The following is a 25,772-nucleotide window of genomic DNA, read 5'->3' on the forward strand; positions in this document are numbered from 1 at the left end:
TGAATTGACGGACATGATACTGAAAACCGAGAACCTGGTTAAAAAATACGGCGCGCGACTCGTCAATAATAATGTAAGCTATCAGGTAGAACAAGGCGAAATCGTAGGGTTGCTGGGACCAAATGGCGCTGGCAAGACTACTTCGTTTTATATGGCTGTGGGATTGGTGAAACCCAACAGCGGTAAAGTATTTCTGGATGATAAGGATATTACAAGCCTGCCAATGTACAAGCGGGCAAGACTTGGGCTGGGCTATCTGGCGCAGGAAGCTTCCGTTTTCCGGACACTTACTGTGGAGGAAAATATCAAAGCTGTGCTCGAAATGACTGATCTGTCGCGAAATGATCAGAAGCTGAAAGTAGAAGAACTCATTGAAGAATTCCACCTGGGGCACGTTCGAAAAAGCAAAGGAATGGTATTGTCGGGAGGCGAAAGAAGGCGCACCGAAATTGCCCGCTCACTTGCCGTAGATCCAAAATTCATTCTGCTCGATGAACCGTTCGCCGGAGTTGACCCCATTGCCGTGGAAGATATTCAGAGCATTGTTGCCAAATTAAAACATAAAAACATAGGTATCCTGATTACCGACCACAATGTAAACGAAACACTTTCAATCACCGATCGTGCTTACTTGTTGTTTGAAGGCAAAATTTTGAAACAGGGAACTGCAGAGGAATTAGCGGAAGATGAAGTAGTAAGGCGCGTTTACCTGGGTCAGCACTTTGAATTAAAGCGCAAAGTTTAACAGATACAAAATAGAAAAGGGAACGCTACCTGGCATTCCCTCTCTTATAATTATTCACCATGAACTGTATTGCTAGCTGTTAAGGCTAACTGTCCATTATTTCTTGGGGCATTTCTTGCAGTGCTTTCCCTTCTTCTTATACTTCTCACAGCACTTTTTAAAGACGCACTCGGATTCTCCTATCACCGATTTCATCCACACATCGCTTTGCTCCGAAAACATACTGCACTCATTTAATACAAAAACGCTCATCCTGTTGACAGTTATAACCCGGGCAAATGTAACAGCTATTTAGAATGATTCAAATTTTTACCAAAATTATTTTGAACAAATCTAAATAGGTTCATTCGGCTACTTAATTTTCTCCCAGATCTCATGGATCGGTTTTCCTTCGCTGCTTTTTCCACTGTGGTCCCACCTGCCATTCTCGAGTTTAAAATCGAAGCTGAGTGAGGTACCAACGCGATTATTATCTTTTGAAAAGAATTGGATGTTTTCGGTGTATTTCCCGTTTTTAGCCGTGTAAGTACCACCACCTGTTGCATAAAAACCTTTGACACCCGGATCAATCGCAAACCACTGGAACCGGGTTGCCGACAATAGCTTCAACGTTTTACGGGTACCTTCCTGATGTATTTTAACAAGATCTCCCTGACCGCCGTTTGCCCGCTCGGTAATGTGCCAGGCACCGGCCATAGGTACGTTCGCAGCGTTATCGACACGCATCCAAACCATTGCTTCTTCGTACTTCAATGTTAGAATATCGTCTTTGACTGTTACTGTGAACACAATGGGAATCCCTATTTTAGAAGTATCCGCGGAATTGAATTCGGGCGTATAAGTCATTTGATCCCCGCTCATTGTGAACGGGCCGCCTTCGGTACGCTCAAAATATTTGTTACCTACACTGTAAGAGGCAATTACCATGTAATTGTCTGCAACAATCAGCGTCGACGCGCTGCCAGTAGGTTCCTGCGATTTCCATGCACCTTTGGGTACCTGCGCGAAAGCAACTATTGACATCAGGACAAGAGTGGTTGTAAGTATGTGCTTCATTATTAATCGGTTTTGGTAAGTACTATATACGTCATCAAAATTATGCCAAACTCTGTGCCAATCGGCTGTAAGCTACCTCAGGATTTCTTTCAACACTTCAAGAGACTTGATTTCTCCCAACCCGTCTAAATGTATTTTGTAAAAAAAGATAAGCTTTTCAAGAATTCTGAGCCGCCGGTTCCGATCCAGTACAATGCGCGTGCCAAAGTCTGAATACAATAGCTGCTCAGAAGCCGCATGCTCGACAGTATCAGCCGAATGCGGGTAATTATTTTCCTTTAATTCATTTTCCAGGTCTTCAATGGTCTCTATACCAAATCCCAGAAAAGATGCGAGCTGCAGGAGAAACTGAATGTGAAAATTTTCAAAGCTACCTTCCGCATTGTCGAGGTACAGTACCGCATTCTGTATAAAGTGGAACAGAAATTCATTGTGCTCCTCTTCTCGCAAAGTTTTTCCAAGAATTTCAGTAACAAATAGCGCGAGACTCGACTTGATCACGTCAAATGGAATACTATGAAACGGCGCATAGCATTTCAGCTCCGACAACCTGTGAATGGTATCCTCTTTACTTTTATGATAAACCACCATATCCAGCAATGTAAGTGGCTGAAATAAAGCAATTCGGTTAGACTTTGATTTCGAACTCCTCACCCCGTTCACAATGTAGGTCTGTATCCCAAATGCTTCCGTGTAGATCTTTGAGATAATGGAGGATTCCCGGTAGCGAATGTAGCTCAGCGCAATTCCTCGGGTTTTATGAAGCATACCAGATTCTTTTTGATCAAAAATACTTATCTTTCTGTTAGATAGGTTTTATTGCAACCTCAGCGACGCTACCATATAATTATCCGCCGTTGTAATTGTGCTAAACCTGTCAGCCCTTTAGCAGAGACTTCAACTCTCTAAAAATCGCTGGAGTTTGAAATTTTTTGAGCTAAAGGATTTGTACCTTTGTAAGAAGTAGCGAACTAAACTACAGTTTAAATTCGTTCAAGTTAACATTAAGGTAATACGCTTTGCGTAGCTGCAAACATTCATATTTGTAAAGCATTCCTCTTCCTATGAGCGACGCCATTAAGCATGAGTGCGGCATAGCACTTATCCGTCTTAGAAAGCCCTATCAATACTACATCGACAAATACGAAACGCCCCTGTACGCAGTACACAAGCTTTCGGTGATGATGGAAAAACAGGTAAACCGGGGACAAGACGGAGCCGGAGTAGCCAACATTAAAATCGAAGTACCGCCCGGGAAAAGATACATTAGCAGATACAGATCCGTAGAACCTCAGCCACTTACGGACATTTTCTCCAAAATCCACAAGAAATTTCGCAAAGGTCTTAAGAACCACAGAGACCGTTCCATGGATGCTAAATGGCTTCAGGAAAATCTTGCATTTACTGGGGAAGTGTGGCTTGGACATCTTCGCTACGGTACGCACGGCACCAATGAGGTTGAAAACTGTCATCCAATGCTTCGTCAGAGTAACTGGAGAAGCCGGAACCTGGTGATGGCGGGTAACTTCAACATGACGAATGTGGACGAACTTTTTGGAAAACTGGTCTCACTGGGCCAGCATCCGAAAGAGAAAGTGGACACAGTAACCGTAATGGAGAAAATTGGACATTTTCTGGATGAAGAGAACCAGCGCGTGTTCGAAAGATTCAAGGGAATATATGAAAATCCGACACTTTCCGATGTGATTGAAGACAACATAGATCTTCAGCGCGTACTCTATCGCTCGTGCCGCGATTTTGACGGAGGTTATGCGATGTGCGGATTAACAGGCTATGGCGCTTCATTCGTGATCCGTGACCCTGCCGGTATTCGGCCCGCATTCTACTATGCTGACGATGAAGTTGTTGTAGTTGCTTCTGAAAAGCAGGCTATTAAAGCTGCATTCAATGTAGACTATGATCAGATTACAGAGATCACGCCAGGCTCTGCATTAATCGTCGATAAAAACGGAGAATATAACGAGTTTCCGATCCTGCCCCGTCTTGAAAAACGGTCGTGCAGCTTCGAGCGGATTTATTTCTCAAGAGGAACTGATCCGGATATTTATTACGAGCGCAAGCAGCTGGGTAAATTGCTGATTCCGCAGATCCTGAAAGAGATCAATTACGATCTCGAAAACACCATTTTCTCCTACATTCCAAACACGGCTGAAACTGCATTCCTTGGAATGATTGAAGGTTTGGAAGAATATCTTGCGAAAAAGCGCAAGCAGGCGATTATGGAGGGAATTCTCTTCGAAGAAGACCTGGAAAAAGTACTCTCTTTCCGGCCGAGAATCGAAAAGCTGGTAACAAAAGATGTAAAATCAAGAACTTTCATTACCGCCGACGCGCTGAGGGACGATATGGTATCCAGTGTTTACGATACAACTTTTGAGGTAGTTCGTAAGAATGTGGATACTGTCGTGATCATCGACGACTCTATCGTACGTGGAACTACATTGGAAAAGAGCATATTAACAATGCTTGATAGGCTGAAACCAAAGAAAATCGTAGTGGCTTCGTCGGCACCGCAGATACGTTTCCCAGATTGCTACGGTATTGATATGTCGAAAATGAAAGATTTTGTCGCATTCCGTGCAGTTCTCAAGTTGCTGGAAGAGAGAGATCTCGAATACTTGCTGGAAGATGTTTACACACAAAGTGTAACGTCTATTGCGACCAAAAATCCGTATCATACCAACTTTGTAAAGGCACTTTATGAGCCATTTACGGACGAGGAAATATCTCAGAAAATCGCAGAAAGCATTCGCCCGAAAGACCTGAACGCAGAGCTTTCCGTGGTTTTCCAAACAGTTGAAAACCTGCACAAAGCATGCCCTGATCACCTGGGAGACTGGTACTTTACCGGAAACTACCCCACTCAGGGAGGTAACAAGGTGGTAAACAAAGCATTCGCTAATTCTTACGAAGGAAAGCTGGAAAGAGCATACTAATTCAGCAATACATTACAGATAAGCCGCTCCGGAAACAGGGCGGCTTATTTTTTTTAAACGCTGCATTCGCCTAAATTGCCGGCCAAAATAAACCTATAACCAATGATGAAATTTAACCTGATCCGATCTGTAAAGATCAACTCTTTTCTGATTGCATTCCTGCTTGTGGGCACAATCTCCCAGGCACAAACAACCACAGGAACTCTAAATGACCTTGCTTTTCTGGAAGGTCACTGGCTCGGCACTTACAATGGCGGCCCTATCGAAGCTTCGTGGACTGCACCTGCCGGCAACAACATTATGGGCTATATCCGCATGATCAAGGACGATAAGCCTGCACTTTATGAAGTATTTGCATTTGAACAAGGCGAAAAAGGCCCAATTGCCAGAGTGAAACATTTCAAGCCAGGATTGATCGCGCTGGAAGAGAAGAATGTTTCAGATACTTACAACTTTATCGAAGCTAAAAAGAACCAGGCTTTGTTTGAGAAAGATGATGTGTCTGTCAGAATCATCTACGAAAGACGCTCACAAAATCAGCTGGTAATTCAAAGAGGAAAGATGGAGAACAATAAATGGGAATTCGTCGACCTTTTTGTATTTAACCGCATCCCTTAACTTGTAATACCTCCGGAGAAAAGGTGATAGTTGCCAGGCAGCTGTCACCTTTTTTAGTTTTTAATAATCAGATAAACTCCCGCGACTAATAAAACAGCTCCCAGGATTCTTGGCAATGAAATCTGGTGAACAGCAAAACCCTGCAAACCAAAATGGTCAATTGCCATCACAGCCGCCATTTGTCCCGCCACTACCAGGCAGATCATATTTGCTGAACCAATGTGACGAATGATCATTATTACCGTCAACACATAAAAAGCGCCTAATACGCCACCCATAAACCGTGTCCACGGCACTTGTTTAATCTCGCCGATCGACGGAACGGGATTTTGATTAAAACAGGCATAAGCAATTAACAGAACTATCAAGCCCACCAAGAACGATACAATAGCCGCCAGGATCGGATTGTTGATAGACTCGCGAAGCTGCACATTGACGCCCGATTGTACAGCATTCGAAATGCCGATCAGGAATGCCAGGACCAGAAAAATCCAGTTCATTTTCGAGATTTTGATAAACATATTAGGAAGCCCGCCACTTTATTGTTGCAGCTCATTAAGATCATCGGGATCAACGGTTTTGAAGTGACCGTACACACGCAAAATAATCGCGAGTGCTACTGTAACCTCTGCGGCAGCAACCACCATGACGAACAATGCAAACAATTGTCCGCTTAATCGCTCCCCGTCATACCTGCTAAATGCAACCAAATTGACATTCACTGCATTGAGCATTAACTCGATGCCCAGGAGCATTCCGATAAAATGGCGTTTGGTAACAGCAATGCCTAATCCCACTGAAAACAATATCGCGCCAACTATCAGGTAATGGTAAATCGTAATGGAAGTCATTTGGCAGGATTTCGGTTCATAGCGAGGTAGGCGGCGCCCACAAGCGCTACCAGCAGCAAAATAGCCGTAATTTCAAAAGGTAACAAATGGCTCGTCATCAATTCAACTCCGATCGTCTTGATAGTGGATCGGTTTTCAACCGCTTCGCCGGCCATTCTGAAGTTCGCTGAGAAGATTATTCTGAGTAATACCAATCCGATACCGACACTTGCTGTTATCCCCGCGAGCTTGCGTGTAATCGGTACCTCAACACGATTGTGCCTGGTAGGATCGCTGTTCTTGACAGCCTTTTGCGTAAGCATGATACCAAAAATAATCAGTACCAAAATCCCTCCCACATAAATCATAATCTGAGACACACCTAGAAAATCGGCACCTGCAAGAATGAACAATGCACCTACTCCCAGAAATGCCAGAAAAAGCGCAAATGCACCATAAATCAGATTTCTCGAAAAAAGAATAAAGAGCGCGGCCAAAATCGCGATGAGGGAAAAGCCGTAAAATGCTGCTGCTTCCATATTGTTATCAAATTAAATCACAAGCACCTACTCTTTTGGCGGCTTCGGCTTCATTGTTGGTCTGAATGCAGGCTTGGCTGGCGCAGGAGTTTCCGCCGGCTCATCTGCCGCAGCTTTCGGCTTCATTGTTGGTTTGAATGCAGGCTTAGCAGGTGTAGCTTCGGTCGGTGTTTCTGAAACTGGCTTTTCCACATGCTCGTCAGCAACAGCTTTCGGCTTCATTGTTGGTTTGAATGCAGGCTTAGCCGGTGCAGGCGCCTCTGCCGCCGTTTCCGTAACCGGCTTTTCCGCATTCTCATCTGCCGCAACTTTCGGCTTCATTGTTGGTTTGAATGCAGGCTTAGCCGGTGCAGGCGCCTCTGCGGCCGTTTCCGTAACCGGCTTTTCCGCATGCTCATCTGCCGCAGCTTTCGGCTTCATCGTTGGTCTGAATGCAGGCTTTGCAGGTGCAGGCGCTTCGGTCGGTGTTTCTGAAACTGGCTTTTCCGCATGCTCGTCAGGAACAGCTTTCGGCTTCAATGTTGGGCGAAAAACTAGTTTTGGCGCTTGTGGTGCGTCAGGCTCAACAGCTGTATTTTCACTGATAATAGCACTATCAACAGGCTTTTTAGGTTTGAAAACCGGTCGTGCTGGCTTTGGCTCTTCCGCATTTGTTTCCGTTTGTACCGGCTTTTCTTCAACCTGTGATTTAGGCTTGATAGTAGGTTTGAATGCTGGGCGTGGCGCTGTCGGCTCTGTCTGCTGCTTGGCTTCCACAGGCTTGGCAGCAGCTTTTGCAGCTTCCTTTTCCTTTTGAAATTGTTCCAAAAGCGCCCGTTTCTCATCGGCCTGCTCAGGTGTAAGATTGGAATAATTGTAAACCATATCCCGCACATCAAACTCACTATAATCAAACGTTTTAGTCATTGTGAGACATTCCGTGGGGCAAACCGTCGTGCAAAGGCCGCAGTAGCAGCATTTAGCCATATCAATGTCAAACTTGGCAGCATACAACCGGATCGGCGATCCGTCCGAAGCGCGCCCAACCTCCTCAATTGCCCGGATAGGCTCAATTTCAATGCAATCCACCGGACATACTTTCACGCATTTATCACAGACAATGCAATCGTCTATTTCATTGTGAAGCCGGTAGCGCCCATTATCGGGAATAGGAATAGTTTCGAGCGGATATTGGATGGTAACCATTCCGTCCTGCTGTGAATAAAAATCACCAGAACGGATATCCACCTGCTTCCTCCTATTTCTCGCCCCCCACAAATGCCGGAGCGTCAGCCGCAATCCCGTCATTGTGGTGGTAATTCCTTCTGATATATTTTTAAAGTAAGTCGACAAGTCGTTTTTGATTATTGGGATTATACCCTATTGCAAAGATAGAGTAAGTGAATGAAAACAGACCTTTATAAAACTTGCGGATCACGATTTCAGTTCATTCATTTTCCTGTAAACTTCGTCTTTACAGACATTTATCTAAGATTTAAATGCAGGGTTTTTTGAATAACCAACAGGTACCTATCAGCTAATTGTTTCCTGTCGAAATGCTCTTTGGCGTATAAATAGCCATTGTTTCCCTGCTGCTTAGCAAATTCCGGTTTTTTGAGATACAAATGCACCTTCGCTGCCAGATCTTCGGGATGCTCAGGTTCAGCGAATGTACCTGCTCCGGCTTGCTCCACCAGTTCCCTCGATATCCCATCGATAGCGATTAACACCGGCTTTTTACAAGCGAAATAATCGAATGTTTTGTTACTGTAAACGGTCTTGAAAATCTCCGCCTGCTTCAACACCGACAAGCCCGCATCTGCCGCAAGAATGTACTTAAACACTTCACTTTTTGGTACTTGCGGAATGAAGGTTACATTCTTTAATTCTCTTTTTTGGACCTCATTCACCAGCATCTGTTTTTCAGCGCCGTCACCTACCAATACGAAATGGGCGCGGGTATCGGCGAGCAACTCCGCCGCTTCAATGATTTGCGTCAGGCAATTCGCCACACCATGAGCACCGACGTAAACCAGCACAAAAGCATCTTTAAGCCCCAATTGTTGCCTGAACGCATCTTTGTCAAAGTTGAGGTTAATTTTTTCCGACAATGCAAAGTCAGCCGCATTTGGAATAAAACATATTTTCTCCTTGTCTACATGCTTTTGATAAATTAAAACCTCCCGGAATGCGGGCGTAAGTACGTTGATCATCTGCGCCTTTCTGTACAAAAAACTTTCAAACCAATATGAAAAGCGGATCAACCATTTGCTTGTCAAAAGACCGGTATCTATCGCCGATTCCGGCCACAAATCCCTTACTTCCATTAAAAAAGGGATGCGCTTCAAGCAGGCGAGCAGCCAGCCCGAAAACCCGATGAAAAGCGGCGGAGATGTTACCAATACTGCATCGTATCGTTCTCTCGCGTAAAAAATCCCGGCGAAAATTGCCGATAATACAAACGAGAAATAACCCATCAACCTGCCGGAGAAGCCCTTATGATACTTTTCAGAAACATAACAACGAAGTACCCGCACACCTGCCGCATTGGTTGTATCTGTAAACCAATTTGCTCGCGAAGTACTTCCTGAACTCATATAATGCACATTGCCGGCCAGTACTGTCACCCGGTGGCCTTGCTCAATCCAGATCCTGCTCATTTCATTCCACCTCGATCCGCCACCTTCGTTGTCTCTTAGAAAAAACTGGTGTATCAATAGAATGTGCATGGTCAGTCAGTGAGTTTAGCAATTTCTGTCCGTATGTAGCTCCCTGTAAATGAGAATGACAGTTCAATGCATTCTGTTTTGCTGCCGTAATATTCGGAGAAGTACCCTGTTTGCTTTTTGGGAGCAATGCGCTCCTTTTTTGTATCAAATGCAGTAATCTGGTAATGTTCCAAAAATGCCTCATCGGGGTGCCAATACTGTTTTGACTCCAAACTTTCAGGCGCATTTTCGAGCCAGTCTTCCACAATCCAATGCAGCCGGCCAACTGCTTTTGTGACTCTTCTTCGATGGGTAATGGGTTTTCTCAGAAAAGTAAAACCTATGAATTCACCTTCCAAAACGCCGTTTTCTTCGCTCAGGAAGCTCCCGCCATTTGCAGTGCGAACCCATTGCGACCAGGTAAATCCCGGCCCTTTTTGCATTTGATCATACCCGCCCGGCACAACCGTGTTATGTGACGTTGTACCAGCGAAATAGGCCATCCACTTTCCCTCGGTGTTATAGGAATAAGTACCGGCATCCCGAAGAATATTCCGTCCGTCAACCCAGATATCCAGATGGAGGTTATCAGCCTGAAAAGGGCGGTCACAATAAGAGGCACAACGAAGTAAAGTGACACTCTGATCGTCGAGCAACACGTAATACCCTCCTGCTTCAAAGTGATGCATTGACGGCGCAAGAGCGCAGGAAGTTTTAGCTACAGCCGGCGTCCGTTCAAGACCAAACCAGTGTGCCTCCTCATCCCAAATACCGGTACCATATCGATCAGGCATATTCAAGAGCGTCGCCAATGCATTTAACTGTGGCCGAAAGTCACGATAATGGCATTCGGTCAAAGGAAAAAATAAGGCGCCGTCGTTGTTACCCAAGTTTGCGAGTTGTCCACTTTTTTCATCCTGGCACATTTGAAGAAATTTTGCGGTCTCGCCGGCTTTCTGGTAAGTTTTATCATCAAATCGATCGCCGTTCAACTCACCCAAGCGGAGCGCCCAGGTCAGCAACTGCACTGCTACTCGGTGATAGTTCATTGAGAATTGAATGTAAGTCCCGTCTTCAAAGATCTGAGTAGCGATTTCAGCCTGAAACCACTTCTTACCTCCTTGCCGCCAGGTACTGCTTTCCGGGAAAAACGGAAAAAGCAAGCCGACTGAATACAATGCAAGTGCTTCGGTAAGTGTGTGGTTGTTGTGCAGGACAAGTCGCGAATACGTAAAATGCGCAGCTACATGCCGCATTTGGGCATATATGCTTCTTATAATTCTGTCGAAAATGGCATTGCTCAGCTCGGGCGAATATTTATAATGATGCAGCGCGAAGATCCAATTGAGCACACGCAACGAAATTTCCTGACTACACACCCAATGCGGCCCGCGGTTAACAGGATTTTGATCAATCCAATCCTCAAGGCAAGCTAAAACAAACTTCGACTGGCTTGCCCCACCATGAAAATCAAACCGGATTAGATCGTACAAAAAGGTAAATCTTGCCTTTTCCCAAACATATTTGATATCTCCCGCTGCAGCAGATAAGGTTGGAATTCGCGTCCAATGTTGATCTTTGCGATAGGTAAATTGAGTCGTAGGATTCGTATGCCAATCTTTTACCAAAATCCATTTATTGGAAAAGAATAGTTGCTTTCCTTGTAAAATCCTGTGTACTTTTTTCTGCAAATCCAACTTGCTTATGCACTTCTCTTCCATTTTCGTTGACAGGAAAAAGGGTACTTTCAACTTCCGCCAATCGGCGAGGGTAACAGAAGATCTTAATTTATACCGATCTGGAAAGCGCAAGCGTAGCACACCGAGTTTACGGCAAATTTCGTAGATACTACGAAAAGCTACGTAGCGAGGGCCCATTTCCCTGAGAAAAGCCTGATATAGAAGTATGTTTCGAAGGATTTTCATCATACCTCAACCCATTGACCCACTTTCAAGCTCTCTACAGCGGCGAACGTTGCTCGTGTTGTATTAACAATTTCTTCTATGCTGATTTCCGGCAGATTTAGGTCTTTTTTGAACTGCAGGAATTTGGAGAATTGACGTTTGTGACCTTTGTCTTTACCTAAACTTAGTTTACCGAAATTTTTGAAACCATAACCGACCAAACATCTGAAATCATCGAGTACCAGCGTGCTGCCACCGGAAAATACTTCAACGCGCTCCTTCTGATAATGGCTGCTGCCGTTTGAAAAATAGTTGACAACACCCGTCGATCCATTCAAATACCTGAGCAGGATACTGACATTTTCACAATCCTGACCCGGTGAGGCTAGCATTGCATTGCTGCACACGGCCGTCACGCGACTGTTTGTCAGACAGGTGACCAGATCGATAAAATGGCAGGCTTCACCCAATATTCTCCCGCCACCAATTGCCGGATCTTTCAACCAGGAACCGGCTGGCAAGCTGCCCGCATTTACTGTTACCGTCACATTCATTTGCGCACCTGCCAACAATTCCAGCATTCTGCTCACATAAGGCGAGTACCGGCGGTTAAATCCCATTGAAAGGCTCAATTCAGCTTTCTGCTGCGCTTCAATAATCCGATCAAGCTCTTTCGGGTAAATGGTCAGCGGCTTTTCGACGAATACCTGCTTGCCCGCTTCCAGCGCTTTTATCACCAATGTTCCATGCAGATTGTGCCGGGTAGCGATGATTACTACATTGACGTCAGGATCAGCCAGAATTTGTTGATAGTCGGATATCGGATTCGCAACTCTGTATTGTTTGGCCAGATTATAGGCGCTCAATCCACCCGCACTCGCGATATATTTAATGGTAGCGCCTTTCAGATTTGGCAGAAGCGTCATCCTCACAAAGTTTCCCGCACCTATAATGCCGATCACAGGAGTCGATGATTTGCATTTGAAAGTTTTCAGTTCCTCGCGTTGCTGCTCATCAATGCGAGTAGGATAACTGATCATCGTAGCCAGGTTCCCCTTATCGTTTCGATCGTAAAAAGCTGGGATATCCTGCAAATCGATCGTTTTAGAAATCAACGATTTTACTTCTAACTTCCCTTCTTGTAACAGTCGTAATACTGCCTGAAAATTCCTGTTTTCAGTCCAGCGGACGTGGGGAAACGGGTAATCAATGCCGCGATCTTCATACACTTCATCATATCGTCCCGGCCCATACGAACAGGAGACCTGGAAGCTCAGTTCTTTTTTATAAAACTCACTTCTGTCCAAATCCAGTCCGGCAGTACCTACCAGCACAATTCTGCCTTTTTTGCGTAAAATGCGCGCCGCCTGACTGACAATGGAACTGGACTTTGCAGCTGTGGCAATGATAACTCCGTCTGCGCCGTGACCATCATTCAATGCCGATAATCCCAATTCAGGATCTTTGACACTATTATCAAAAACCATAAAACCCCGCTCCGAAGCGAATGCGCGCCGCTGGTGATCCGGCTCAATGCAGATAACGTGGCAACCATTGATCCGCAGCAGCTCCGCAGTAAGCAGACCGATTAACCCGAATCCCATTACAACGATTGTCTCACCTAAAGTTGGCACCAAAAGCCGGATTGATTGCAGGCCCACCGCAGCCAGCACAGTAAATGCGGCTTCTTCATCGGATACACCAGCGGGAATTTTAGCGACAAGATTCACCGGCACACAAACCACCTCGGCGTGGCATCCATTACTTACTACCCGCTCTCCCACGCGAAACCCTTGAACACCTTCACCGACTGCAATCACCTCGCCTGCCTGCGCGTAACCAAGCGGCACTAGCTGGCTAAGTTGATTTGAGATCAGGGAGAAAGTGTTAACCAATCCCTCTGATTTGACCTTAGCCAATGCAAGTCTGAACTTCCCTGGTTCGCGGAACGCCTTTGACAACAAACTGGCTTTTCCGAAACTGATGAGCATGCTTTCAGTACCCGCGGAAACCAGGCTTTTGCGTGTCCTGATCAGCACACAACCCTTGCGGACAAGCGGCGCCGGGACTTCGTGCAGCATTACTTTACCCGTGCGCAGGTCAAGAGCAAGTTGTTTCATCGTGGATAGTGTGTTAATAATTACCTAAATTTCAGCCTCACATTTTATTAGTAAACAGACCTTTTTAGCAATGACAAGAGCGCTCAATATCGGTATTATTGGTTATAAGTTTATGGGACGGGCACATAGCAATGCGTGGCTGAAAGCCCCTCAGTTTTTTGACATTTCCGTGAAACCTGTACTCAAAGCTGCATGCGGAAGAAATCAGTCGTCGGTTACGGATTTTGCTGAAAATTGGGGCTAGGAGGAGACTGAGACAGATTGGAAGAAGCTGATCGAACGCGACGACATTAACATAATCGACATTGCATTGCCTCAAAACCTGCATTACGAAATTGCACTTGCCGCAGCCAGAGCAGGCAAGCACATATTTTGCGAAAAGCCCCTTTCAATGAGCAGCCGGCAAGCGGAAGAAATGCTGAAAGTGTGCGAAGACAACAAAGTTGTGCATTATCTCAACCACAACTACCGGCGCGTACCCGCTGTTGCACAGGCAAAAAAAATGATCGAAGCCGGTAAAATCGGGCGGATTTTTCATTGGCGGTGCTGCTATCAGCAGGATTGGATTGTTGACCCGAAGTTCCCATTGACCTGGCAATTACAAAAAGAGATCGCGCAAGCTGGTCCGCAATGGGACCTTAATTCGCATGCGGTAGATCTGGCGCACTTCCTAGTGGGCGATATCACTTCTGTTTCCTGTCTTACCGCCAATTTTATCAAAGAGCGGCCACTGGCAAATGAAGGAACAGCCGGAAACCTGTCAGCAGAAGCCAGCACGACTGAAAAAGGGGAAGTAACCGTGGAGGACGCGGCTTTGATGATGGTACGATTTGAGAATGGAGCTGTGGGTTCATTTGAAGCGACAAGACTGGCGACAGGCAGAAAAAACCGTCTGTCATTTGAAATCTACGGCAGCGAAGGAAGTCTCGTTTTTGATTTGGAAAAAATGAATGAGCTCCAATACTTCTCGCGCGCTGATGATGAAACTGCGCAAGGGTTCCGGAACATACTTGTAACTGAATCTGCACATCCTTATGTAGGAAACTGGTGGCCTGCGGGGCACATTATTGGCTACGAACACGCATTTGTACATGCAGTAGTCGATTTCCTGAAAGCGGTGGATGAAAAAACCGCGATTAAACCCGATTTCTCCGACGGTTTGAAAATTATGCGCGTGTTGGAAGCCGGAATTCAGTCTGCAGAAAGTGGGCAGCAAGTTCATTTATAAAATTCCTGAACATGAACCGCTACAAACAATGCATTTCAATTTTGGCCAAATGCATTCTTCTGCTTGCATTGCTGACAAGTTCGGCGCAGGCACAAAAAAGCATTTATAGGAAAGACAATCTGATTGCCTGGTGCATTGTGCCATTTGACAGTAAAAATCGCGGCCCTGTCGAGCGATCAGAAATGCTTAACAAACTTGGCATTACAATGCTTGCCTACGATTGGCGAGAAAAGCACATTCCTGAGTTTGACAAAGAAATAGAGTCCCTGAAAAGTCACAACATCAAGTTGCAGGCATTCTGGCTGTATTCCGGCCCCAATCCGGAGAATGACAAAACTTTGCCGATTATTCTTGACGTGCTGAAAGGGCATGATGTCAAAACCGAAATCTGGGTTATGATCGCTGGAATTAAGGATCTGGATAAAATGACGCAACAGGAAAAAATCCAGGCACACGCGAAGCCGCTTGCTTATATAGCGGACAAAGCGGCCGGGATTGGCTGCAAAGTGGGCGTGTACAACCACGGTGGCTGGTATGGAGATCCGGAAAACCAGCTGCAATTGCTCAGGTATGTTAATAGGCCAAATATCGGTATTGTTTACAACCTCCACCATGCAGAAGCCGATTTGGAAACATTCCCAACCTTTTACCCCAAGATACTTCCGCATTTGCTGGCAATTAATCTGGCTGGTTTAAAGAAGGGAAACCCGGTGAAAGTAGTACCGGTCGGCCAGGGCGATTCTGAGCTGGAAATGATGCGGATTATCCAAAAGAGCAGCTACAAAGGTCCAATCGGCATTATCAACGAAGAATTCGCGCCGGATGCAGAAGAGGGATTGAAGATGAATATGGAAGGATTGAAGAAGATACTAGGTGAACTTGGTGACCAGGAAGGTTTGAAAAGCTACCGCAAGTAGAGGTACGACTGTCTTTGATGCAAGCCATTTATCTATTACAATAAAAATATTTAATTGTACATAATGAATAGTTGGCACCTTCGTTGACTAATTAAATTCCTCTTGATCAAAACCTTATCTCCATGAAAAACCTTACCTGCTTCCTCTTTTTCACTCTTATACTGGCAGGTAGCTGCCGCCCTCCGGTACCGCCCGACCCGGACACGTTCGAGATGCCGTATTTCAATGAGGTGAATATTAAATTTCAAGAAAATGAGATCCAGTGCCTGCTGGACCATTGGTATGCGAAGACTTATGAAGAAGAGCAGCCGATTGTTTTCAGAGTGATTAACGACTCGGCAACCTACAATGCATTTTTCAGCTGTAAGCCCGGGATTACGCCTCAGGCGATTGATTTCTCCAAAAATTCCCTGCTGATTGGTATGAAAGCAGATTTCGGTAAGCCGGTCAACTCACCTGTTAACATCCGCAAAATGGCTCAGAATCTTTCTCAGACAGCAAACGGCGACTATACCTTACAAGTTACAGTGACGGGCCGGCAAGGAGGCGCAACAGGCGGCGGCGAATGGTTCGGCTTTACCTCATTGGTACCGAAAATTAGAAGTAATGTAAAGTTGGAAATGAAGTATGAGTTTGATTGAAGTGTCAATAATTACGAATACTGAGCATTATTTACCTACACCTTCGCAACTGATACTTCTGCAGGTGTAGCTGATTCTACCGGCTCCTGCTCTGGGCCCAGAGAGTTCCGCTTTTGATACTTAATGCTTTGGGAAGCTTCTTTACATGGTTTTTCAATTAACCTGTAATATAAATAAGCTGCAAAGACGGAGACCAGGAGCGCTGCAAAAACCGCAGCGCTCCTGAGCACTTCATTATCAACAAACCGCTGGGTTATATTAATTACCCTCAATCCGACTAAAAAATGAAGCAAGTAAAGTGAATAGGAAATGTTGCCAAAAAAAGTGGTGAGTGATGTGGGCCGAAGTGGTATTAAGATAAGGGTTGATGTGGCTAGAATTACCAGCGCTTCAAAGTAACTATACCTATATAAGGTAAATGCAATCAGCACTGCACCACAAATCGCGAAATTGGTTAAAGTCAGCTTGTCGACAAGTAAACGATAGATGATAATGCCGGTACTGAAAAAAACCGAAAAGTTGAAAAGGTAATTTCTATCAAAATAAAAAGACAGGCCGTTGAACAGGATTAATGTAGTGATCCAAACTACGGGAATCCGGCTGCTGATTAATGGGAAGATCAATGCGATCACTATATAATACTGAAACTCGACCGCCAAAGTCCAGAAAACAGGATTAAGCCAATCTTTTCCGACAAAGGCATTCAAATAACCTACATGGGCAAAGACCTGAGCATAGTCGATTGAAAATGCCTTTCCTACATAGAATGGGGTAGTGGTAGTTAAGTAATTCAGGGACAACGCCAGTAGCACGCAAATGAGATACGGCGGCTCAATTCTGACAATACGCTTTTTGAGGAAAGTCCAGGCCTGGCTAAATGTGTAGGACGCTTTCGCCATTGAATACGGAATTACAAGGCCGGAGATGATAAAGAAGATTTCTACCCCGTAATGTCCATGCCTAAAAAGAGCTTTCAACACGTTTGTGTCTGATAAGAAATCCGCCCTATCTGTAAAGTGATAAAAGCACACCAAAAGCGCTGCCAGACCTCTCAGATAATCTAATGAGTGTAGATATTTATGCATGTATTATTGTTGATGGAGGTTCTTTTTTCAAAGATATCAAATAAGTTGAATATCAGTTACACAACCTAATGCTACATCAAGATCAAGGTGATTGTACAAGTCAAAATCAGATGCATTTGACTGGCTTTTGCAGTTCGGGAATTGCAAGATTAAAGTGAGATGGGCGCAGTCCGCAGCGATGGCTCCAATGTTGTATTACAGGCAGGAAATCAGATTGCGAGAAACAAAAATGTTGGCACGGCTTTAAACGAAAAAAAGGTGCTATTGCTAGCGCCTTTTGTAATCATGGGAGTTGAGGGATTCGAACGGCAGCGGCCGCCCGTTCCCGGCCCTCTGCTTGTAAGGCAAATGTTGATGCCGTTTCAAACGAAAAAAAGGCACTATTGCTAGCGCCTTTTTTATCTGTGGGAGTTGAGGGATTCGAACGGCAGCGGCCGACCGTCCCCGACCCTCTGCTTGGAAGGCAAATCTTAATGCCGTTTCAAACAAAAAAAGGCACTTTTCTAGTGCCTTTTCTATCTGTGGGAGTTGAGGGATTCGAACCCCCGACCCTCTGCTTGTAAGTCGTAGGCTCAGTATTTATCAGTGTTTATCAGCGATAGTTACTATTGGCCTATTTCGCTCATTACAAGTAACTTAACATCAAAAAACCAAACATTTCATAGCAAATATTAGTTATCCGTTGTAAGCGGTGTTTGTAAAAACGTTTGCAAATCCTAATAATCAATATCAAATCTATGGAACAATCAAAAGTTACGACAAAGGTCGTTCACGACACAAGACGTGTCAAGCAAAACGGCACCTACCCTCTTAAACTTAGAGTAACCTTTCAAAGGACGTACAAAGACTATCGACTAGGAATCGATTTGACGGAAGAAGATTTTAGGCAAATGGTGGGCGGTAGAAATCGAAACGATAGGCTGCGCGAAACCCGTCTTATCCTTCAAGCGAAAGAAAGTGAAGCTAATGATATTGTCAGAAAACTCCCTGTTTTCTCATTCAAAAACTTTGAGAAGGTTTTATTTGAAGGCACAACACAGAAGGCTAAGCAGAGTATCTACCATTTAATGGAAGAATATATTGGCGAGCTTAAGACTAAGCAACAGGTCTCCACCAGCAGCTGTTACCAAACTTCCCTTGGCTCATTTCGCTCATTCGCAAAAAATCTTCGATATGATCAAATTGACAAGGAATTTCTCGAAGGATACATGCAGCATATGTTAAGGGAAGGAAAATCTACAACAACGATTAGTATCTATCTGCGATGCTTTCGAACAATTGTCAACAGAGCTATTGAAGCAGGCTATATCCATAGATCCGATTATCCATTTTCAAAGACTCGATTTCAGATTCCTGGCGGCAGAAATATTAAGAAAGCATTGAAAATCAGCCAAATTGAAAAATTGTTCAATTATCCTACTGTCTCGGGGACAAATGAAGACAGGGCAAAAGACATTTGGTTGTTTTCCTATCTGTGTAACGGAATGAATATCAAGGATATTTGCCGACTGCGATACCGGGACATCAACAAGTCTACAATTACTTTCATTAGAGCTAAGACGGAGCGTACCTCAAGAGGTAATCTAGCTCAAATCGTTGTTAAGCCAGTAAAGGAAGCATTCGACATCATTAACAAATGGGGAAATTTGGAACATACTAAGGATAATTTTGTCTTTCCTTTCCTGAATGATTCAAGAAATGCTTTTGATGAAAGGCGAATAGTTCAGAATGTCACAAGGAACGTGAACAAGCATATGGCACGGATAGGCAAGGCACTTGGTTTTGATGGCATATTGACCACCTACGTGGCAAGGCACTCATATAGCACAGTCTTGAAACGGAGCAATGAGGTTTCGATTGATTATATATCCGAAAGTCTTGGTCACAAGGACAGGAAAACGACTCAGCACTATCTTGACAGCTTCGAAGAAGAAGAATTGGAGCGTTATGGCAAGCTTCTTGTCGCGTTCTGACACCAGATTTCATACCTCAAACGAGAAACGGGAAATTGCATCACACTTTGTCTTAAAGTGTTTTGTATTTTCGGTTTCTTGATTTTGGTGAGTAACTCTAACTTCTCTATAATTATGACACCTCAGTTAAACGAGATTGATGAGGTATTGGAAGACATTGACACCTTTTTTACTCCTACCAACTTCAAAAGGTGGCTACTGACTGCAGAAAGTGACTATGAAAACAATTTACTTCTCGCACTGATCGAAGACGCCGAACATTTCTCATCCATACCCACGTCGCAGGACAGCACAGACTCAATTCGCACCTACCTGTCAAAAGCTCCAATTGAACCAAAACTAGCTTTAAGATTAACTCTTAACACTCATATTCGGAAGTTAACGAGAATTTCACAGAATAAACTCACCGAAAATTTAGCGTCAGATTTGTATAAACAACAACTTGTCAATTATATATGCCATAATATAAAACTGCTTGCAGTAGGATGTCAGTCGGAAGTAGTTTTCTTACCATATGTCGACATTATATGGGAAACTTTAAGAAGCTTCGAAAATTTCATGGAGAGACACTATGGATTAAGAGCAGAGCCTGAATCTTCTTTGCAAACTCGATCAAACTATTCGACAGTCAATACAGAAACCATTGTGTCACATCACATTGACAGAATATTTGCTCATTTAACCCAAAAAAGCTCCGGCTTACCTGGCGATCTTACACCGGCAGAATACCTTCAGTTTAAAGACTCGTTACTAAAAACAATTCTACCGGGAGACGAAGCCCCCAAGGTATACAATTTTAAAACTCCAAGAATCTCGGGCGAATCGCTGAGATACTCATTTTCACTTTTAGCGGAAGCATTGAATGATGATACTCCTACCATGCGGATCACCCTAGCTCGGTATTTGAAAACATATTTCGATAAAATGAAAGAAAGAGTACCAGAAGTACTGGCAAAAAACTTCGCGAAACCAAAACCAAAGGGATACCATTATCTTGATGAAAGTCAGTGAATTACTTAGAAACCAAAAGTTCACCAAAAGTACCAAAAACCCTACATTGAAAAGCTGGATATTTTTGAACCATCATTCAACGAAGAATGTGTTTAAAAATGTTTTATGCAAAGCGAAGAACAAAAGCTAGATCAGATTCTGGCACTTCTAGAAAGTCTCGTTGGCGCCGTTAGCCAAGCTCAGTCCAGCTCCACACGCCTCCTAACTATTGACCAAGCAGCTGATTTAATTTGCAAATCAGTCCATACAGTTTATGGATTAGTATCTCGTCGCAAAATACCTCATCACAAAAATGGGAACAAACTGCTTTTTGAAGAATCTGCACTCCTCGAATGGGTAAAGGCTGGATCAAGACCTTGTCTAAGAGATTAACAAAAAAGGGTATGTTTGACAAAAGAACACGAAACGGATTCGAAGAGCTTGAAGAAGCTCTCCAATTATTTAGAACAAGCCGAGACAGTCAGTTTGTTCCGCCTGTAGTCGTAAATCAGACGAAGTCAGAAAATGTCCCTAAGAAGCGAAGCGCGGTGGTGCCACAAAATTTAGATCTAGATAGCTTAGTTAAGAATATAAAGCCTAAGGGATTTAGGCCAACACTCGATCGATTATATTATCTAGTAGGACTTTTAAGTGAAATGCATGCGCGAAACCGACGTATTGGGTCGAGTGGTATAGATGAGTACCTGAGCTTTGTTTCACTTTCCTCTCAAATATTGAAACCTAAAATCCATAACTATCAAATGTATCTAGAATATCTAATTGATGCTGGAGTTTTGGAGTGTGATAACCAATATATCGTTGGAGGAAAGTCAAAAGGATATAGGCTTACCAGTACTTACAGAACTTCCGGAAGATTACAGCCGATAGATGAACCGAACCTCTTTGATGATACGAGAAAACTTCGCGACGATGTACTAGTAGACTCAACCCTGAAAGTCCAATATGATCTCTTAATGAATTTGGAACTCGATTACACTGGAGCTATGCAATATTTAAATGACTGTAGAGCGTCTGAAATTGAAAAGTCAAAGGAGAAAAAACATGCGGCTATTCACCTGAGATACAACTCTTTCCTAGTGATGATAAAAAATTTTTTTGACAAGAATATATATATTGGCAGAGATGATTATTCTGGACGAATACACTCCAACTTGACAAATATTAAGAGTGAGTACAGGCACTTTCTAAAATATCAAGGCTGTAGACTAGTGTCGATTGATCTATCAAACACTATGGCGTTGATAACTTTAATGCTTTTAAGGTTGGATTTCTATGAGGAGACTGAAAGCAATTTGGTAACGTTTAAAAATATAAACTCAGAGAGTTTATATAATTTGAAATTCTTCGATATTAATACTGATAAGTATTTATATTCTATTATGTGCGGGAGTTTAAAAACTCCCGCAATTGAAGAGGAGTTGGCGGAGTTTTCAAATATTGTCACTAGTGGTAAATTTTACGAAACAATGGTGACACATTTCGCAGAGTACCATGACGTGTATTATTCGAGGGAGCAAGTCAAAAACCTAATGTTTCTTGTTCTTTATTGTCGTTCAGACGAAACTCGAGATTCGATACTTTTCAAGAAAACCTTATTTGATGAGTGCTATCCGACTATCGGTGCGATATTGAATGGATGGCGCGAACTCGGAGAAAGCAATCTACCTATGCTCTTACAAAGAGTAGAAGCGCACATTTTTCTCGACTGCATTTTACCAAGAATTTCTGAAAGATGTGGCGATATTCCTATCTTTACGCTGCATGACAGCATTATCACGCTTGAAGAGTTCGTAGATGAGGTGCAGAACATTATGTATGAGGTGATATTAGAAAAAACTGGTGTTTCCTGTGCTCTTAAGACGGAAATGTGGAGTCCAGATATGATTTTAAAAGATTGAAATGAACTAAGATATAATTTTTTTATTCGCTTGTAGCTAAAAGTCCTGTCCAACAAAATCTGGTAAATTTTCGACACGACAGGGAGTAAAGTTCGGCGCCTACGATATACGTGGGCGTTGCTTTGCTTTTGTCGTGAAGGCTTACCAGAGCCGTGTTGGACGAAGTAAATGTAACGTTCCACGTTTTTTATGAGCTTATCAGAACTAATTTCACCTCAACCCCCACCTTCTGATGGAAATCGCATTTTGCGGGTTGCCAACCACTTATGGACACTGACAGAGCAATTGTCAGTGCCGTTCGATTTCAAGGAGAATCATGTCCTTCATTCTCGATTAGAGATCAGGCTCCTTGTATCATACTTCACCTTATGGGAGCTTCGCCAATTGGGCTTCATACCAGATCTAGAAGAAATATGTGCCGCATTTCTGAAGCATCCCTATTACGAGATTGCCAAGATTCGCAGGAGTGAGATGTTTAGGGTCGCAACATACGATCTTCAATCATCAAGGAAGACTGCAAACGATACCAAACATCGCGATAGCATTAATGCAGCAGTTGAAGATGTCAATGTCTTCATTCAAACGCGTGACTATTTTTATACACGTTACTTCAACGAGTTCTTTGGGCCGCGCCGTGTCTTACCGTTTCAGCCGTTATATCTAGCATATTACTTCCCTTTGTGCCATTTAGGGAACTTAGATCCAAATGACGACTACTCCAATAAAGTCAATCATAAGTTAGCACAAGTCGTTGCTGAAAAGCTCGACTTTCTTCACCGAGAAGTTATGTTTAATCTTTTTATGGAAATACCAAATCTTATCTCATGATAACAATTCTAGTCATAGCTGTGATAGGAATAGCTGTCTATCTATACTACAAACACCTGGATGAATCTACGGTTACTGTGGAGAACGCGTTTAACCTCGCTAATGAGTATCACGATAACGGCGACTATGTCCAAGCGATACATCAGTATACAAAGGGGTTGGAATCTGCTCCCAGACACTATCAACTCTGGAATAATAGAGGCGAGGTAAAGTATCAACTTGGCAGGTTTACAGAAGCATTAGCGGACTTTCAAAAAAGTGTCGAATTTGAACCGAGTAGGTCGATTAATGTTAGGGCTTACGGTAATATCGAAAAATGCCTGCACATGATCAGCAAACTAAATTGATGGTAATTAACGATCAAGTGCAGATACGCCGCTCAGAATGAACAAATGAGGGCATTAAATGCAAATCTGCTTATTACGACTAACCTAACGACGTCGAGATCAGTATAGATTATTATTTTTGACATGTTGCTCTCCATAAACGTGAGATGAGCTTTGGGTATTAAAGCACTCCGCTCTGGCAAGCTTATTAGAATGGTCAAATATCGTCGTTTATCATCATTGTTATGAGGTTCTTTCTCGGCATTGATATCTCGAAGCTTTCCTTGGATCTAGCCTTGTTAGATTTGTCGGAGAACTGCCTATTAGCAATCAAGCTAGAGAATAATTATTCTACGATAAAACAATTTTTCAATGGATTGCATCGGACGCATAATGTCCGACCTAAGGAATGTCTGATTTGTGCGGAAGATATGGGTGTCTATGCGACGCACTTAATGGCAGTAGCGCAAGACAAGACACTTTCGGTGTGGCTTGAGTCACCGTTGCGCATAAAGCGCTCATTGGGAATTCAAAGGCTTAAAACAGATGCGTATGATGCGCTTCAAATCGCCAGATATGCTCGTAGAAACTTTAAGGATGCGAGAATATGGGAGCCTCCACGCCCTTGCATTCAATCGTTAAAGTCGCTGTCTACAATTAGGAAAAGGCTTCAGAAAGTTTTTAAAATGCTTACTAACAGTGACAAAATAGATACCTTCTTTTTGCCAAAGGAACAGTCTGGAATGTTGCGCGAATTTTCTGAGAATTCGGTAACGGCTGTGGCTCATGATATCAATAAGGTCAACGTCCAAATAAAAAAAATCATTTCTGAAGACCTTTCTTTGCGTCGGCTGTTCGAGATCGTAACATCTGTTCCCGGAATAGGGCAGATCACAGCTCTTGAAATAATAGTTAGTACTAACGAGTTCAAAACAATTACAAGTGCTCGCAAGTTTGCCTCGTATTGTGGAGTCGCTCCATTTAAACGGCAATCAGGGACAAGCTTGTTGGGAAGAAATAAGGTATCTCCTCTTGCGGGAAAGGAATTAAAAAGCTTACTTCATCTCGCTGCCTTGATTTATGCGCGGAGCGATAAGTATTCATTAGGACGATACTATCTCCGGAAAACAGCAGAAGGCAAAAACCGGATGAGCGTCCTGAATGCCATCAGGAACAAGATCATACATCGAATATTTGCTTGTGTCGAAAAGGGGCAAATGTTTCAAGATACGAATGACATGTGACCTATGCGTACGAATTGCTATCACAGGTAGAAGGTGTAACCTAGATTTATTATAAGCTTACCGTACGCAGTGCAATGATGACGTGATATACTATAAAAAAGAATAGGTATAACCTGCGGGCTTTAACAGTAATCATCGAGTTGCGGGTCACCCTCTTTAACCTCCGGATATTTGAAATGTACCGAAGGTAGAAAGAAGATTACATACCGACCTTCAGTGAAATTAAATTTTTAAATATTAACTCTTTGAAGAGTGCCTTAAATTTTCAATCGTAAACCCTATTGTCTAGGACCACGTCTATGAAAGATATATACACCAGCGCTAGAACGAGCAGAATCGTTAGGATAAGATGTTTGCTTATGAATAAGAAAATGTTCGTTTCATTAGACTTGAATTCACTCAAGCATCTCGTTGTCTCTTCGGAGACTTTGCAGCAACAAACTGGCGTTAACGTCAATGAGCTGGAATTATTAACTGGGTTGTTTGTTACGTACAGTGTGGATAGAAGTGGCAAAATTGCCTACCCGCATTCTGATGAAAAAATGAAATTTTTAGATCCCATATATAGTATTCAGCTCCAGGATTCTCTGGAAAAACAAAAAATTGCCAAGTCGGATTTACTTTTACCTTTTGAGAAAATAGTCGATGTAGGTTTCTTTCATAAATTTGGTAGAATTAATGTTCGGCTGTCTACTGACGTTAATACATACTTTATGCCAGATTTTGTGCTAAACCGTGATAGTGGCTTACCTCTGCAATTACAGCATCACCTTGACGGATGTTTCTTATACCCGGAGTACTTTAAAGTTGGGGAAAGTTTAGGTAACGGAAAGGTCAATACAGCGGAGATGAAGGCAGTCAAGAAGTACCATATTAGATACTCAAAGTCCTTTGACGGCTTGCCAGAACAGTCAAACACTCCTTCTAAAAAAAATATCTATATTCCAAATTCTAGACGCTCTCGTGATGAGTTAAATGAGTTTTATGAATACTCATCGACCGGAAATAATGATTGGGTTAAGGATATTTTTGATGATGCCTTCGATGGTCAAAAAGATGCTTGGGATGACTATGATCAATAAACAACGAAATAAAAGCTTACGGGCTTAATCGTTGAATTAATAATCAAATTAATCAGATTTAATTACTTTTAATTAAATCTGAT

At 43.2% G+C, this 25,772-nt stretch carries 25 protein-coding genes and 1 pseudogene; 16 read left to right on the top strand and 10 right to left on the bottom strand.

The genetic code is table 11. The features are described 5' to 3' along the window. Positions 1–13: 13 nt before the first annotated feature. Positions 14–745 carry an LPS export ABC transporter ATP-binding protein gene (lptB, locus tag Q369_RS0116830; RefSeq protein ID WP_031528958.1) on the top strand — a complete coding sequence of 244 codons (732 nt, stop codon included), beginning with the start codon at positions 14–16 and terminating at the stop codon, positions 743–745. 351 nt (positions 746–1,096) lie between these two features. On the opposite strand, the gene Q369_RS0116840 is transcribed toward lptB, so the two are convergent. After that, a complete protein-coding gene (locus Q369_RS0116840) occupies positions 1,097–1,801 on the bottom strand; it encodes a DUF4488 domain-containing protein (RefSeq protein ID WP_031528959.1) in 705 nt (234 codons plus the stop codon). A gap of 72 nt (positions 1,802–1,873) precedes the next feature. After that, a complete protein-coding gene (gene recO, locus Q369_RS0116845) occupies positions 1,874–2,569 on the bottom strand; it encodes a DNA repair protein RecO (protein ID WP_031528960.1) in 696 nt (231 codons plus the stop codon). Between the two features lie 296 nt (positions 2,570–2,865). On the opposite strand from recO, the gene Q369_RS0116850 reads away from it, so the two are divergent. Beyond that, complete coding sequence (locus Q369_RS0116850) at positions 2,866–4,758, top strand: amidophosphoribosyltransferase (RefSeq protein ID WP_031528961.1); 1,893 nt, start codon at positions 2,866–2,868, stop codon at positions 4,756–4,758. Positions 4,759–4,860: 102 nt separating this feature from the next. Then, on the top strand, positions 4,861–5,376 hold the full coding sequence (locus Q369_RS0116855; RefSeq protein WP_031528962.1) for a DUF6265 family protein: 516 nt from the start codon (positions 4,861–4,863) through the stop codon (positions 5,374–5,376). 53 nt (positions 5,377–5,429) lie between these two features. On the opposite strand, the gene Q369_RS0116860 is transcribed toward Q369_RS0116855, so the two are convergent. The 7 genes from Q369_RS0116860 to Q369_RS0116890 all read right to left on the bottom strand — a co-directional run bounded on the left by Q369_RS0116860 (position 5,430) and on the right by Q369_RS0116890 (position 13,456). Next, positions 5,430–5,876, bottom strand: coding sequence for a DMT family transporter (locus tag Q369_RS0116860; RefSeq protein ID WP_031528963.1), 447 nt, complete (start codon positions 5,874–5,876; stop codon positions 5,430–5,432). Between the two features lie 39 nt (positions 5,877–5,915). Continuing rightward, positions 5,916–6,227: an NADH-quinone oxidoreductase subunit NuoK gene (gene nuoK / locus Q369_RS0116865; RefSeq protein WP_031528964.1), complete on the bottom strand. Its 312-nt coding sequence runs from the start codon at positions 6,225–6,227 to the stop codon at positions 5,916–5,918. Then, positions 6,224–6,745 carry an NADH-quinone oxidoreductase subunit J family protein gene (locus Q369_RS0116870; protein ID WP_031528965.1) on the bottom strand — a complete coding sequence of 174 codons (522 nt, stop codon included), beginning with the start codon at positions 6,743–6,745 and terminating at the stop codon, positions 6,224–6,226. Before Q369_RS0116870 ends, nuoK begins: the two co-directional genes overlap by 4 nt. 27 nt (positions 6,746–6,772) lie before the next feature. Next, complete coding sequence (locus Q369_RS0116875) at positions 6,773–8,077, bottom strand: 4Fe-4S binding protein (protein WP_035333593.1); 1,305 nt, start codon at positions 8,075–8,077, stop codon at positions 6,773–6,775. Between the two features lie 131 nt (positions 8,078–8,208). Continuing rightward, a complete protein-coding gene (locus Q369_RS0116880; RefSeq protein WP_031528967.1) occupies positions 8,209–9,453 on the bottom strand; it encodes a glycosyltransferase family 4 protein in 1,245 nt (414 codons plus the stop codon). Positions 9,454–9,455: 2 nt separating this feature from the next. Further along, a complete protein-coding gene (locus tag Q369_RS0116885; RefSeq protein WP_169739256.1) occupies positions 9,456–11,123 on the bottom strand; it encodes a heparinase II/III family protein in 1,668 nt (555 codons plus the stop codon). A 233-nt stretch (positions 11,124–11,356) separates the two neighbouring features. Next, positions 11,357–13,456 carry a bi-domain-containing oxidoreductase gene (locus Q369_RS0116890; protein ID WP_031528969.1) on the bottom strand — a complete coding sequence of 700 codons (2,100 nt, stop codon included), beginning with the start codon at positions 13,454–13,456 and terminating at the stop codon, positions 11,357–11,359. Between the two features lie 70 nt (positions 13,457–13,526). Between Q369_RS0116890 and Q369_RS29515 the strand changes: the two genes are divergently transcribed. From Q369_RS29515 to Q369_RS0116905, 5 genes and pseudogenes are all read left to right on the top strand, one after another. Next, positions 13,527–13,700 carry a Gfo/Idh/MocA family oxidoreductase gene (locus tag Q369_RS29515; RefSeq protein ID WP_229206871.1) on the top strand — a complete coding sequence of 58 codons (174 nt, stop codon included), beginning with the start codon at positions 13,527–13,529 and terminating at the stop codon, positions 13,698–13,700. A gap of 24 nt (positions 13,701–13,724) precedes the next feature. Further along, positions 13,725–13,904 (top strand): annotated as a pseudogene (locus Q369_RS29685) (Gfo/Idh/MocA family protein); the annotation flags it as partial. Further along, positions 13,902–14,684 (top strand): Gfo/Idh/MocA family protein, encoded by a 783-nt coding sequence (locus Q369_RS27800; protein ID WP_374754356.1) that lies wholly within the window; start codon positions 13,902–13,904, stop codon positions 14,682–14,684. The pseudogene Q369_RS29685 and the gene Q369_RS27800, both read left to right, overlap by 3 nt. An 11-nt stretch (positions 14,685–14,695) precedes the next feature. Then, positions 14,696–15,601 carry a sugar phosphate isomerase/epimerase family protein gene (locus Q369_RS0116900; RefSeq protein ID WP_229206873.1) on the top strand — a complete coding sequence of 302 codons (906 nt, stop codon included), beginning with the start codon at positions 14,696–14,698 and terminating at the stop codon, positions 15,599–15,601. Positions 15,602–15,723: 122 nt separating this feature from the next. Next, complete coding sequence (locus Q369_RS0116905) at positions 15,724–16,242, top strand: hypothetical protein (RefSeq protein ID WP_031528971.1); 519 nt, start codon at positions 15,724–15,726, stop codon at positions 16,240–16,242. Positions 16,243–16,277: 35 nt separating this feature from the next. Here the strand turns inward: Q369_RS0116905 and Q369_RS0116910 are convergent, their stop codons facing one another. Then, positions 16,278–17,327, bottom strand: coding sequence for an acyltransferase family protein (locus Q369_RS0116910; protein WP_084165768.1), 1,050 nt, complete (start codon positions 17,325–17,327; stop codon positions 16,278–16,280). A 737-nt stretch (positions 17,328–18,064) separates the two neighbouring features. On the opposite strand from Q369_RS0116910, the gene Q369_RS0116920 reads away from it, so the two are divergent. From Q369_RS0116920 to Q369_RS0116955, 8 genes are all read left to right on the top strand, one after another. Further along, positions 18,065–19,300, top strand: a complete 1,236-nt coding sequence (locus Q369_RS0116920) for a site-specific integrase (protein ID WP_031528974.1) — start codon at positions 18,065–18,067, stop codon at positions 19,298–19,300. 114 nt (positions 19,301–19,414) lie between these two features. Then, positions 19,415–20,311: a hypothetical protein gene (locus Q369_RS0116925; protein ID WP_031528975.1), complete on the top strand. Its 897-nt coding sequence runs from the start codon at positions 19,415–19,417 to the stop codon at positions 20,309–20,311. A gap of 105 nt (positions 20,312–20,416) precedes the next feature. Further along, complete coding sequence (locus tag Q369_RS29900; protein WP_084165769.1) at positions 20,417–20,683, top strand: helix-turn-helix domain-containing protein; 267 nt, start codon at positions 20,417–20,419, stop codon at positions 20,681–20,683. 11 nt (positions 20,684–20,694) lie between these two features. Further along, complete coding sequence (locus Q369_RS0116935; protein WP_157488218.1) at positions 20,695–22,209, top strand: hypothetical protein; 1,515 nt, start codon at positions 20,695–20,697, stop codon at positions 22,207–22,209. Between the two features lie 189 nt (positions 22,210–22,398). Beyond that, positions 22,399–23,037, top strand: coding sequence for a hypothetical protein (locus tag Q369_RS0116940; protein WP_031528977.1), 639 nt, complete (start codon positions 22,399–22,401; stop codon positions 23,035–23,037). Next, positions 23,034–23,384, top strand: coding sequence for a tetratricopeptide repeat protein (locus Q369_RS29905; protein ID WP_031528978.1), 351 nt, complete (start codon positions 23,034–23,036; stop codon positions 23,382–23,384). The genes Q369_RS0116940 and Q369_RS29905 overlap by 4 nt, the downstream gene beginning before the upstream one ends. 224 nt (positions 23,385–23,608) lie before the next feature. Next, complete coding sequence (locus Q369_RS0116950) at positions 23,609–24,607, top strand: IS110 family RNA-guided transposase (protein WP_031528979.1); 999 nt, start codon at positions 23,609–23,611, stop codon at positions 24,605–24,607. A gap of 359 nt (positions 24,608–24,966) precedes the next feature. Further along, positions 24,967–25,689, top strand: a complete 723-nt coding sequence (locus tag Q369_RS0116955; protein WP_157488220.1) for a hypothetical protein — start codon at positions 24,967–24,969, stop codon at positions 25,687–25,689. Positions 25,690–25,772 lie beyond the last annotated feature (83 nt).

The sequence above is a fragment of the Dyadobacter crusticola DSM 16708 genome (assembly GCF_000701505.1).
GTDB classification, from domain to species: Bacteria; Bacteroidota; Bacteroidia; order Cytophagales; family Spirosomataceae; genus Dyadobacter; species Dyadobacter crusticola.